Raw genomic sequence first — 12,565 nt, forward strand, 5'->3', positions numbered from 1 at the left:
CAGCCATTTTTTGTAGTTATAACTTATTATTTTAGAACCTTAAAACTCTTAAATGGGGGATTTTAAGCTTCTTAAAAAATAGCAATCAATAATTTTAACTTAACAACTCTAACTTTATTAATAATATTAATTTACAGCTTTAGATTTATTGGCTAATGCTAAAATTAATCCTAGAGCTATAGATGCAAAAGCAGAGGCAATTACTCTATATTCAGCAGGGAATAAGAATACAATTGTATGACATGGTATCCAGAAAAATGGTATAGTTTTCAAAACACTAAAACCAAGATAGGCATTCCAGTCTACAACATTTACTACATCTTTAAGAGCTACCTTAACGCCCTTTCCAACTTCGTATTTTTTATCTATAAGACAATCCATAACCTTATGGAATAAAAATATAGTCGGTGACATTAATATATTCATAGTTGCACTTTTAAATAGAGCATTTGCAAAAGCTATTCCTTCAAATGGAAGCATACCATCTACTTGTGCTTGCCCTACACCTGCTGAGTAAATTGACATAGCATATGTTGTAACTACACCTATAATTCCCCAAACTACAGCCCTGTAAAAAATTCCTACTGGTATTTTCCAGTCTTTATGCAAAATTCTAGCACCAAGTAAGTCTCCCATTGTTGCTAACACAGCAAACTTGAAAAAACCTCCAATATATGGATGTGCACCTGTTGCTTCCATAAATACCGCTCTACTACTTGGTATCACTAAAATAGCAATAAGACAAATAAGAACTCCACTCCATATAAAATCGCCTTTTTTCATATTATAAATACTATTTAATAATCTAAATAGCTCTCCTTCCTTTCAAGTATTTATTTTATTGTTATCTCTATATAAATATATTTATTAAATATTGCTTATTTAGGTATTCATTTTCCATATTTAAATTAATAAAATTTCGTTTTTAAATAACTATCTCAGTAAATAGCTATTGCATTAAATAACTATTACATATAATTTTATTTTATAATTATTTTTTAACCCTTTATATATTATATTTTTAATTAATCTTTCCTAATCCCTTGTGTATTATATCTATAATTAATCTTTCCTAACCTTTTGTATATTATATATAATTATTTTTTCTAACTCTTTATATAATATAGTTTTTTATCTGTAATTTTTATTTTCTAAACATTCATTCCTTCTCTTAAAGCTTTTATATTAATTTCTATAAATCTAGGCTTAACCTGTTGTGACACTATTTTTTCCCAATCTATGTCATTTTCTAGCTGTAAAGCCTTAATCAATGCTCCTAAAAGTACTACATTCATAACCTTCTCATTTCCAAGACCTCTGGCAATATCAACTGCCTTTATCACTGTTACATCCACTTTTTCTTTAATATCGTCTATTATATTTTCAGGATAATCCACTCTTCCTGTTAAAATTGGTGCTGAAGGCATTTCATAATCATTTACTACTAATTTACCATCAGGTTTAAGGAAATCAAGATATCTTAAAGCCTCCATAGTCTCAAATGAAACTAATACATCAACATCTCCTTTTCCAAGTATAGGAGAATGTACTTTTTCTCCATATCTAACTTGTGTTGTTACGCTTCCACCCCTTTGAGCCATACCATGAACTTCCGACATCTTAACATCATATCCAGCATCTATAAGCCCTGCAGAAAGTATTTTACTTGCTAAAACAGTACCTTGACCTCCTACTCCTGATAACAATACATTTTTAACCTTTTTCATTATTTTTCACCAACCTTTTTTATAGCATTTACTGGACATACTTGTGCACATACTTTACAACCTACACATTGAGCTTGATTTATACTTGATTTCTTTTTAGATTTATCAAATCTCAAAGCAGGACATCCCGTTGTAAGACATTTCTTACATCCAATACACTTCTCATCATCTACGCTACAAATTGATGGTGTAAGGTCAAATCTTTTCTTATCATCTTCTGTAAATTTTTTTAATGCACATGGCCATCTAGTGATTATTACTGAAGGTTCATCAATTGACAAAGCCCAATTTAACGCTTCTTTAACTTCATTCAACATGTTAGGATTAACTATTTTTACGTTTTTACAACCCAAAGCTTTTACTATAGTCTCAATGTCCATCATTTCAGTAACATCACCTTGTAATGAAAATCCAGTTCCAGGATTTTCTTGATGACCAGTCATTCCAGTAATTCTATTATCAAGAATACATGTTACAGTATTACTTTTGTTGTAGATTATATCTATTAGACCATTTATTCCTGTATGGAAGAATGTTGAATCTCCTATTGTAGATATAGTTCTCATGTTAATATTATTTTTAGTAAATATCTTTTGTGCTCCATGAGCTACACCTGGCCCTCCTCCCATACATATACAAGTATCTTTAGCATTTAAAGGCTCTGCTCCTCCTAAACCATAACATCCTATATCTCCACTTATAAGTACATTTTTAACCTTTCCTAGTTCATAGAAAAATCCTCTGTGTGGACATCCTGCACATAATGTTGGAGGCCTACCAACTATTTTTTCTTGGCTATATTCTATTAGTTTTCTTTTTTCTCCTAAAATTGATTGCGCTATAATATCTGGATTTAACTCACCTATATTAGGTATCTTTTCTTTTCCAATACATGGTATGTTATTTTCTTTAAGATGTTCTTCTATATAAGGTTCTAATTCTTCAATTACATAAACAGTTTCTACTTGTTCTGCAAAATCTCTTATCTTCTTTGTTGGAAGAGGATATGTAAATCCTAATTTTAAATATGATACAGTATCTCCAAACACATCTTTAGCATACTCATAAGAAGCTCCTGAAGTTATCACGCCTATTTTCTTATCATTCCATTCTATAAAGTTTAAGTCAGTTTCATTAGAAAACTCTTCAAGCTTTTTTAATCTATCTTCAAGTTTAATTCTCAATGCTCTTGAAGTTGCCGGAATAGCATCAAACTTAGAAAGATTTCTTTCATATTTTTTTACAACTGTTTCTTCTTTTTCTCCTAACTCGACAAGTCCTTTACTATGACATATTCTCGTCACCATTCTAAATAAAACTGTTGTATCATATTTTTCACTTATCTCAACAGCAGCCTTTATCATATCCTTGCATTCTTGGCTGTTACTTGGTTCTATCATAGCTATCTTTGCAAATTTAGCATAATGTCTATTATCTTGTTCGTTTTGTGATGAGTGCATTCCAGGGTCATCTCCAGATACAATAATCATCGCACCATTTACTCCCATATATGCATATGTAAATATTGGGTCTGCAGCAACATTTACTCCAACATGCTTCATAGCTGCGATAGCCCTACCTCCTGCAATAGACGCTCCTATTGCTGACTCTACTGCTACTTTCTCATTTGGTGCCCACTCTGCAATTATGTCATCTTTATATAGTGCTATATTTTCCAATATTTCAGTACTTGGTGTTCCTGGATAAGCAGCTGCATAAGATATACCTGCTTCATAAGCACCACGTGCTACTGCCTCATTTCCTGTAAGCAATTGTTTCATGCCTTTCCCCTCCTTAGAAATAATACCTTTTTGATAACTTAGTGTATTTGTTAGTGATACATTTTAGAAGCTATCAACTATATATTTATTATCAATAAAGTTTAAATATTGATAGTAAATAATACTATGAATCCATAAATTTATAATATTGTTCTTATTTTATTTACTAAGCAATTGTCATGCCAATAACCTCAGTTTTTTAAAACCAGCTTTTAAAATACCCATTTGGATATTTTCTTTAAATTTTAATGAATCTAATAACTAGCATTTAACTTTCTTTAGAATTTTCATAATATTTTCAATATTATTTCAAACAAAAAAAAGTAATGTTAACATTTCTTAACATACATTAAAAAAAGTTAACATTACAAGCTGAATTAATACTTCTTACTTTGACTAAATTTACTTTTGTATCATTTAATTATTTAACGACCATAGAAACCTATCAATCCATTTCCATTATCTATTCTCATAGGTTTCATAATCTTTAAACCTTCATTTTTTATCTTTTCTAAATCTTTTTCCATACTCTTAATTGTATTTTCAAGGTCTTGTGAACTTAAATCTTTAACTTGTGTGGTGTCTTTAGCATATGCTTTTAACTCTTCAATACGCTTAGCATACTCTTCATAAGTGTAATACTCAACTCCATATTTTTCTAAGTCAGCAGGCTCAGTTATTCCTGATTTTATTAGAGAATCAAACTTCTCTAATGTAATATTAGATACATCACTACTTTCATCAGCAAATACTGCTCCTGTTCCTCCTAATACTATAGCAGATGCCATCATTGTACTTATAAGGGATTTTTTTATTTTCATAACTCATCTTCCTTTCTTAGAGATTTATTTGGGTAGTGTAGTTTCTAATGACTATTACAATAGTTATAAACCACACCTTTAGACTATCATAATAGTCACTTTTATATCAAGTATTTCTATAAAGTTTTTTAGTAAAAATCCCTATTCTAAATAAAAAAAGTAATGTTAACATTTCTTAATACATATAAAAAATGTTAACATTACAAATTGGGTTTAATACTTTTACTTTGACTAGATTTACTTTTATATTATTTAATTTGTTTATTTTTTACTTCTCTATCTTCATGTAGACTTTAAGTCTTTTGTTATTGTTTATTTATTGCTTTTTTTATTCTTGTTTGCTATGTTTAATTACGCTTATTTAGTTTTTTAACTACTTTTGATACTTATCACTAAAAAACTTAATATTAATTATTCAGCTATATCAGCTCTAGATAAAGAAACTGCCAATTGAGTTCCATCTTCATTATCTATTACGATAGGTTTCATAATCTTTAAGCCTTCAGTTTTTATCTTTTCTAAATCTTTTTCCATAGTCTTAATTGTATCTTCAAGGTCTTTTGAACTTACATCTTTAACTGCTGAAGGGTCTTTAGCATATGCTTTTAACTCTTCAATATGCTTAGCATACTCTTCATAAGTATAATACTCAACTCCATGTTTTTCTAAGTCAGCAGGCTCAGTTACCCCTGATTCTACTAGAGATTTAAACTTGGATAACTCAATATTAGATACATCGTCATTTCCACTTGCAAATACTGCTCCTGTTCCTCCTAGTACCATAGCAGATACCATCATTGCACTTATAAGGGATTTTTTTATTTTCATAACTCATCTTCCTTTCTTAGAGATTTATTTGGGTAGTGTAGTTCATAGCGACTATTGCAATAGTTATTAACTACACTTTCAGACTATCACAATAGTCATTACTGTGTCAAGTATTTCTATAAAATTTTTTAATAAAAAATACTATCTCAAAATAAATTTAATTATTTTAAGATAGTATCCCTAATTCTCAATCCATCTTTATTTGTCATATACCTAGTTACTTTCAGAAGCTTTATATTGCACTTTATTATTTGTTAAAGTCTTCATACTTTTTGTTACAGATATATTCTTAGAAACATTATCAACTGGTACAACTGAATACTTTAACACATCAGAATATACTTCTTCGCCATCAACCTTTGAACTAATTTTCTGATTTTTATATGTTTCTGATGTACTTAAGTCAATACTTCCATTACTTTCATCTGATAACCCTATAGAAGTATTTGTGCTACTTATCTTAGATTCTATTTTTAATGGCTGACCTCCTATTGAAAAGTCATTTTCATTACTTTGCTCACTTTCCATTAGATTAAAAGATTCAACTTCATCAATTTCTTTATTCCCAGTTGCGAAAACAACACTAGTTCCACAAATTAACACAGCTGAAACCAAAAAAGTAATATAGGTTGATTTTTTAAACTTCATAACATTGACTATTCTTTCTTCTATCTTTGTCTTTCCAAATCCATTATAAAGTGTCATTGGAAATGTATTATGTTCCTCTGCCAAACTTATAAGTGCAGTTGCATAATCAGCTCTATATTCTTCACCAACTATACTCATTACCTTTTCATCACAACTAAATTCTATATCTTTATTTAATAAAAAAAGCATTACCCAAACTAAAGGATTAAACCAATGAATAGCAAGGGCTACAAGCATAAAAAACTTCAACATATTGTCAAACCTATTAATATGAACTAATTCATGAGTTAAAACAAAGTTTAAAGTTTGGTCATTACTATAGTCCATTTGTTTTGGCAAAATGATATTTGGTTTTAAAATACCAGTCGTAAGTGGTGTTTTAGTAAATTCAGATATACAAACAAAAAATTTTCTAAGACGCCTATTATCATATGCCCACTTTTTGATAAATTCATGATTTTTTATATGTATCGAAGTTTTAAAAAGATTAATCGTCCTGATATACTTAAAGCATAAAAACATAATAAAAATAATAGAAATTCCAAACGTTAAAATACTTGAGATTTCAAATGCTGTAAAATTCTCAAGATTAAATAAAGCCTTAGACTCTCCAAAATTATTCTTGCTTATAAAATTATTATTTTTCTTAATTGAATAATTTACAGCTGATGTATTTCCCAATTGGGCATCAAAATTTGACTCAATAATGCTATAAATACTAAAACTAGAGTTTAAACTTACTGGTACTAAAAGTTTAAACAGAACAACTAGCCATAATAATACAAATACCTTTTTAGGCAATTTTTTAAACAAACATGCTCTTATAAAAATAACAATTAAAATTAAAACTCCAGAAGTAACACTCATTTCTAATAATTTAGTGAACATTAATCTTACCTCACTTTAATTTCTCAACAATCTGTTTAAGTTTTGTAATCTCATCACTTGAGAGATTTTCTTTATTAATAAAAGCTGAAAGAAATTTTTCTGAAGACCCTCCAAACATTTTATTAATTAAGCTTTCTGTTTCATGCTTTTGAACTTCTTCTTTGCTTATTAAAGGTTTACAAACAAAGTTTGGTTCAATTCTTTCTATTGCACCTTTTGATACTAATTTTTTTATAACTGTATACGTAGTGTTTCTATTCCATCCGGTCTCTTCCTTTAAAATTTTTACTAATTCCCCTGCTTTACTTTCTCCTATCTCCCATAGAACTTCCATCACTTTAAGTTCTGAATCAAATAATTTTATTTCCATATAAAATCGCTCCTCAAATATGGTTATCACAATAGTCAATATTATAATTTAAAACTATCACAGTAGTCTATGTGATGTCAACCATTTATTTTTTTAATAACAAAAACTGTCCTTTAAAGAAATAGTTCTTGTAAAAGACAGTCTTGTCATTCTTATACTTTAATATCTAAATAAAGCTTTATTTTATTTAACTATAAAACTATCTTAATACATAGAATAAGATTTTTCCTTATCTAGCAATATATTTTCTACATCTGGATTATCTTTTAATAATTCTCTATAGAAATTACAATTAGTAACTCCTATATATGGAATTAACCATAACAAACCTATTCCTAAAGTGAATATAGTCAATATATACCATCCTATAAAGCTAAGATTTAATATAAATAGTTTAAGTACATTTCCCTTCATCATATCTAAACTAGCACCCATTGCTTTAAATACACCCAGATTATCTTTGTCTTCACATATTAAAAAAGCAGCTTGAGAAATGTATAATAGCAATATATAAACTGGCAACATCAACACAATTACTATAATAACTAGAGTTATAGCAGTAGAAATTACAGTTCCTACTCCAACGTTATTACTTGATAGATATTCAATTGCTCCACTAGTAAGTAAAACTCCAAATGATAAAAATGCTCCTATAATTGTAATTATAAAAGAATAAATATAAACAGCAATTGATTCTAATATATAAAGTCCAAAACTTCTTAAATAAATTCTTCCATTTACGAAGATATCTCCCATCTTGACTTTTTTATCTTTAGTAATCTTTAAAAACATGCATGTAAATCCTGCTGCAACTAAAAAACCTATTATAGCTACTATGATAGTAGTTAAAGGCTCAAAAGGTAATCCTATAAATGATATAACTAATATCAACGCAATATATATTGCCATATTAATTGCACATATTCCCCAGTTTCCAGATAACTGAGCTTTTGATACTCTTTTTAATTCTTTCCTTGATAACATAAAAACACCCCTTTCATTTTATATAAAAAATCTCCCTAAAAGCATATAAATAAACTTTTATCATATAATATAATATTAATATATCATATTTTCGACTATATAACATACAATTATTCACCATGTTTTATCAAGATATAACATAATTGTATTGAAAGTTTTATATAGTCAAAACTGCCAAGTATATCAAATAAATTTGAAAGGTAGTGTTCAATAAATAATAAAATAAACTATCTTCCAAACAGTTTATTATATGTTTAAAAGATAGTTTTAGTGTCTTTAAAATAAATTAAATTGTATATATTCCTTCACATAATTTTTGTATATTGCTAGGTGGTTGCCATTTACCATCTTTTTTAGTATATGTAATTGAAGTTGTAACATCCTTAGTTGGCTTTTTGTTGTAAAGGTCGATAATCATTTTTGCCATATCGTCTTGAACTTCTTTTTCTGCTTTGTTGTAATTATTTTTATCAGTTACATATGATTTTACTAAATCATTTGCCTCAGACATTACTTTACTAGTATCCAATGCTTTACTTACAACTTTTAGAGTTATCTTATCCTTACTAGAAGAATCTACTGTTACTGTCTTTTCAACACCTTGTATTAATTTAACAATTGTGCTGTATATCTTTTCAGCATTCTCTTTTCCATAAAGAGGTGTTAATTGATTAAGCATTGAAACTTTATCTACGTTGTTATAAGTTTGAATTCGTTTATATTCAGCTTCTGTCAAAGCTTCAGAAATACCTTTTTCATCGTATTTATACATTTCTAGTGCTGCTAAATTAGCTTCAAAATTCGATTTTACTTTTTCTTCTGCATTAGAACAGCCTATAGTTAGAACTAAAACTAAAGCCATAATAGCAGATAAGATTAATTTTTTTACCATTTTCATACAAATATCCTCCCTCAGTTAATTGAATAAAAAAATTTATTTATTGATATTATAGCATAATTTTGTCTAATTATAACTTTATTTTGAAAATTTTACCACTTCCAGTCTGTTCCAATCCCTCTATCTTTTGCTTTATCATATATTCTTTTTGCTGTTACGACATCTTGTACACCTATTCCGACACTTTTAAACACAATTATTTCATCATCATTTTCTCTTCCAGAAATAGTTCCGTTTATAACATTTCCTAAATCACCACTAAAATCAGCTTTACTTATTTTACCTTCTTCTAAAGGAATCAATATATCTCCTGATTCTGATAAAACTGCATCTGTTGATTCAAAAAATATCTTAGATGCTCTAATTAAACAAGTTGGGCACATCTCTTGCATATCTGGTAAGTATGAACCTACAGCACTTACTAATGCTCCCTTTTTCACTAAATTTCCATCAAATACTGGTTTTTTTGATGTAGTTGCTAAAACTATTACATCAGCATTATCTATGGCTTCATCAGATGACTCAACTGCAACTATTTTAGTGTTATATTTGCTTAGCTTTAAGTTCATCTCTTTTGCAAATTTTTCTCTACTTTCTTTATTTCTACTGAAAACTCTTACTTCATCTAAATTTCTAGCTTCTAACATAGCCTCAAGTTGTGACTCACCTTGTCCTCCTAAGCCTATTAAAGCCCCTATCTTAGAATCTTTTTTAGCCAAAACATCTATAGCTGCACCAGATGCTGCACCAGTACGAACTTGAGTTATATAAGTACCATCTAAAGCAGCACATACTTCTCCAGTTTCGCCATCTAATAATAATACTGTTGCTGGAATTACTGGTTTGCCTTTTTGAGCATTTTTAGGGAATACAGATACAATTTTTATTCCTGCACACCCTAAGTCCTCTACATATCCTGGCATAAATAACATACTAGCATCCTGACTTGGAACTGGTATATTAGTTCTCAAAGGAGTTACACTTTTCCCTTCGCAATAAATTTTAAAAGCTTCTTTATCAGCCTCAATTGCATCTCTCATAGTAAATACTTTTTTTATGTCATCTTTTTTTAAAAGTAGCATTTTACATACCCCCAATTTTAATAAGTTTCTATGCTAGATATTATAACATAACATTTTAATACAAATTCTATTTCATATTAAATAAATATATTTCATATTAAACAATCCTATTTCATATTAAACAAATCTACATACTCCGATTTTAACATGTAGCTTATTAGTTTTTTATTTATTGAAAATTCTGGTATTCCCGCTGCATATGGAGTTATATCGTATAAATCAAAATATATAACTAAGTTATCATCTTGCAAATAAAAATTTTGATTTTCTTTTATCCCCTTAAAATTATATATTCCTACATTTTCTTTATCTTTCTTTTCCAAATCAGTTATTTGTTGTTTAATTTCCTCATCTATAACTTCTTTATATTTAGCATTATCTTTAAATAAGTCCATTAATTCTAAAAACTTACCTGTTCTCATATCTACATTATAAGCTATATCTTGATAATATCCATGTGCTCCACCACTATAAGTATAATATCTTACCTTTATACTAAGAGTAGAATCAGTATTCTTTTTAAGTTCAAAGTCTACATTTGCAACAAATTTATTTTCTTCATCAGGATTATCTTTAAGGTATTGTTTTGCCTCTTTATACGATTTGTTATAAAATTCAAATATATCATTTTTTATTCTATCATTTGTAGACCTTTCAACAATCTTATTTGAATTTGTTATTATAGGCATATTTATAGTGCTTTCTATATATTCATCATTTTTAACTATTGTTTTACTTCCTATTGTACTTACTGATAAAGTTTGTTTACTATTTGTAATATCTTTTGGCAATGATTGATTGCTCATAACGCTTACAGCTTCTTTATCTTTATTTAGATTAAGTAAAGCATCTTTCCCTAAATTATTATATCTATAGTCATGTTTAATTGCTAAAACAGCTATTATAGTCAAGGATAAAACAAACACATATCTTAAAACTCTAGCTTTCGTATTTACTTTAAAAAATTTCATCTTATCATTTTCCTCCTAAATATAAATCTCTCTTATTATATTTGGAGTTTCTAGGGTTTTTTATCCATATATTTTAATAAAAGATTAATTTTTATTTATAAAAATTAATCTTTTGCTTTTCAAATATTAAGATGACTTATCAGACAACTTGAAATTTTATCAAGTGGTAATTGGATTACAACAGAACCTCTATCAAACGCTATCATTGGCATTCCGTATACAATGCAAGAATTTTTATCTTGCCCAATTGTAAATGAACCTTTTTCTCTCATTTTCAAAAGTCCAGTTGCTCCATCTGAACCCATTCCTGTAAGTATTATCCCTATTGAGTTTTTACCTGCTACTTGTGCTACTGAGTCAAACAAAACATCTACAGATGGACAATGTCCACTTATTCTTTTACCTTCTTCACAAGTTACATAATACCCATCTTTATCTAAATGTAATTTCATTTGATATCCACCAGGTGCAATAAGTACATTTCCTTGCTCTACTCTATCATTATTTTTAGCTTCTCTTACATTCATAATACACTGCTTATCAAGTCGTTGTGCATACATCTCAGTAAATATAGCTGGCATATGTTGAGCCACAACAACCCCTGGTGTAGATTTTGGTAAGTCTTTTATAATCTCAAGTATTGCTTCTGTACCACCTATAGATGCGCCTATAGCAATGACCATGTTATTAATATTTTCCACATTACCGCCCCCACAAAATCATATACCCAAAATATTCTTCTATTTTTTATAAACAGCAGGTTTTACATAGTTGTATTCTGTATTTCTTCTATTTACTATCTCTGCATGACCTACAAATAAAAAGCCATCTTTTTTAGTTACATCATAAAATTTACTTATAAGCTCTTCTTTTGTTTTTAAATCGAAATAAATCATAACATTTCTACAAAAAATCAAATCAAAAAATTGATGTGAGAAATCTTCAATTAAATTGAATGTTTTAAAAAATACACTTTTTCTAATCTTATCACAAACTTTAAATGTACCATCTTTATTATCTATGAAGTATTTCTTCTTCCATAATTTTGGAACATTATCAACATTTGCTTCTGTGTATATAGCTCTTTTAGCTTTTTCAAGTGAATTCATTGAAATATCTGTGGCTATAATTTTAATATTCCACAAATCTTTCTTACTTCCAAAATAATCATCTAAAATCATAGCTATTGAATATGCTTCTTCTCCGCTGGAGCAACCTGCACTCCATATATTTAAGTTTCTGAGTTTATTATTTTCTTCCCAAAAAGGAAGTACATTATTATACATATACTCAAAATGCTGATGTTCTCTCATAAAAAATGTATGATTTGTGCTCAACCTATTTATTAAGTTTATAGCTTCATTTCCTGTCTTATCCTTAAATAATAGGTTCATATATTGACTAAAAGAACTAAACTTTCTCTCTCGCATTGTATTATATAGTCGTCCTTCAATTAATACCCTTTTTTTGCTTAAATCAATTCCATACTCTTTTTTTATATAGTTTACAAGAATTTTAAATTCTTCATCAGTAAGTTTTATCATACAAAAACTTCCTCCTGCTAATT

Annotated in this window: 13 protein-coding genes; all 13 read right to left on the reverse strand. The window is 28.3% G+C overall.

Annotated features, from left to right (window positions below; genetic code table 11):
• Positions 1-126: 126 nt before the first annotated feature.
• Positions 127-783, reverse strand: coding sequence for a hypothetical protein (locus KGF45_RS13885; RefSeq protein ID WP_227829978.1), 657 nt, complete (start codon positions 781-783; stop codon positions 127-129).
• A 368-nt stretch (positions 784-1,151) separates the two neighbouring features.
• Positions 1,152-1,727 (reverse strand): indolepyruvate oxidoreductase subunit beta, encoded by a 576-nt coding sequence (locus KGF45_RS13890; RefSeq protein ID WP_227842755.1) that lies wholly within the window; start codon positions 1,725-1,727, stop codon positions 1,152-1,154.
• Entirely contained in the window at positions 1,727-3,508 is a 1,782-nt protein-coding gene (iorA, locus tag KGF45_RS13895) for an indolepyruvate ferredoxin oxidoreductase subunit alpha (RefSeq protein WP_227842756.1), read from the reverse strand. Before iorA ends, KGF45_RS13890 begins: the two co-directional genes overlap by 1 nt.
• A 425-nt stretch (positions 3,509-3,933) precedes the next feature.
• Entirely contained in the window at positions 3,934-4,329 is a 396-nt protein-coding gene (locus tag KGF45_RS13900) for a hypothetical protein (RefSeq protein WP_227829981.1), read from the reverse strand.
• Positions 4,330-4,740: 411 nt separating this feature from the next.
• Entirely contained in the window at positions 4,741-5,157 is a 417-nt protein-coding gene (locus KGF45_RS13905; RefSeq protein WP_227829982.1) for a hypothetical protein, read from the reverse strand.
• A 213-nt stretch (positions 5,158-5,370) separates the two neighbouring features.
• The gene (locus KGF45_RS13910; RefSeq protein WP_227829983.1) at positions 5,371-6,693 is read right to left on the reverse strand and encodes a M56 family metallopeptidase; all 1,323 of its coding nucleotides are present in this window, start codon (positions 6,691-6,693) and stop codon (positions 5,371-5,373) included.
• A gap of 10 nt (positions 6,694-6,703) precedes the next feature.
• The gene (locus KGF45_RS13915) at positions 6,704-7,063 is read right to left on the reverse strand and encodes a BlaI/MecI/CopY family transcriptional regulator (RefSeq protein WP_227829984.1); all 360 of its coding nucleotides are present in this window, start codon (positions 7,061-7,063) and stop codon (positions 6,704-6,706) included.
• A gap of 204 nt (positions 7,064-7,267) precedes the next feature.
• Positions 7,268-8,047, reverse strand: a complete 780-nt coding sequence (locus KGF45_RS13920; protein ID WP_227842757.1) for a DUF975 family protein — start codon at positions 8,045-8,047, stop codon at positions 7,268-7,270.
• A gap of 286 nt (positions 8,048-8,333) precedes the next feature.
• Positions 8,334-8,945, reverse strand: a complete 612-nt coding sequence (locus KGF45_RS13925) for a hypothetical protein (protein ID WP_227829986.1) — start codon at positions 8,943-8,945, stop codon at positions 8,334-8,336.
• Positions 8,946-9,037: 92 nt separating this feature from the next.
• Complete coding sequence (locus KGF45_RS13930; protein ID WP_227842758.1) at positions 9,038-10,027, reverse strand: ornithine cyclodeaminase family protein; 990 nt, start codon at positions 10,025-10,027, stop codon at positions 9,038-9,040.
• 107 nt (positions 10,028-10,134) lie between these two features.
• Positions 10,135-10,998 carry a DUF3298 and DUF4163 domain-containing protein gene (locus KGF45_RS13935; RefSeq protein ID WP_227842759.1) on the reverse strand — a complete coding sequence of 288 codons (864 nt, stop codon included), beginning with the start codon at positions 10,996-10,998 and terminating at the stop codon, positions 10,135-10,137.
• Positions 10,999-11,117: 119 nt separating this feature from the next.
• On the reverse strand, positions 11,118-11,699 hold the full coding sequence (locus KGF45_RS13940; protein WP_227829989.1) for a CheB methylesterase domain-containing protein: 582 nt from the start codon (positions 11,697-11,699) through the stop codon (positions 11,118-11,120).
• Positions 11,700-11,738: 39 nt separating this feature from the next.
• Positions 11,739-12,542, reverse strand: a complete 804-nt coding sequence (locus tag KGF45_RS13945) for a CheR family methyltransferase (RefSeq protein ID WP_227829990.1) — start codon at positions 12,540-12,542, stop codon at positions 11,739-11,741.
• Positions 12,543-12,565 lie beyond the last annotated feature (23 nt).

The organism is Clostridioides sp. ZZV14-6154 (genome assembly GCF_020657785.1).
Taxonomy (GTDB): Bacteria; Bacillota; Clostridia; order Peptostreptococcales; family Peptostreptococcaceae; genus Clostridioides.

Coding starts and splice junctions, on each gene's coding strand:
- KGF45_RS13920 (WP_227842757.1), bottom strand. CDS start 8,047: ATGTTATCAAGGAAAGAATTAAAAAGAGTATCAAAAGCTCAGTTATCT.
- KGF45_RS13930 (WP_227842758.1), bottom strand. CDS start 10,027: ATGCTACTTTTAAAAAAAGATGACATAAAAAAAGTATTTACTATGAGA.
- KGF45_RS13945 (WP_227829990.1), bottom strand. CDS start 12,542: ATGATAAAACTTACTGATGAAGAATTTAAAATTCTTGTAAACTATATA.
- KGF45_RS13900 (WP_227829981.1), bottom strand. CDS start 4,329: ATGAAAATAAAAAAATCCCTTATAAGTACAATGATGGCATCTGCTATA.
- KGF45_RS13925 (WP_227829986.1), bottom strand. CDS start 8,945: ATGAAAATGGTAAAAAAATTAATCTTATCTGCTATTATGGCTTTAGTT.
- KGF45_RS13910 (WP_227829983.1), bottom strand. CDS start 6,693: ATGTTCACTAAATTATTAGAAATGAGTGTTACTTCTGGAGTTTTAATT.
- KGF45_RS13935 (WP_227842759.1), bottom strand. CDS start 10,998: ATGAAATTTTTTAAAGTAAATACGAAAGCTAGAGTTTTAAGATATGTG.
- iorA (WP_227842756.1), bottom strand. CDS start 3,508: ATGAAACAATTGCTTACAGGAAATGAGGCAGTAGCACGTGGTGCTTAT.
- KGF45_RS13915 (WP_227829984.1), bottom strand. CDS start 7,063: ATGGAAATAAAATTATTTGATTCAGAACTTAAAGTGATGGAAGTTCTA.
- KGF45_RS13890 (WP_227842755.1), bottom strand. CDS start 1,727: ATGAAAAAGGTTAAAAATGTATTGTTATCAGGAGTAGGAGGTCAAGGT.
- KGF45_RS13885 (WP_227829978.1), bottom strand. CDS start 783: ATGAAAAAAGGCGATTTTATATGGAGTGGAGTTCTTATTTGTCTTATT.
- KGF45_RS13905 (WP_227829982.1), bottom strand. CDS start 5,157: ATGAAAATAAAAAAATCCCTTATAAGTGCAATGATGGTATCTGCTATG.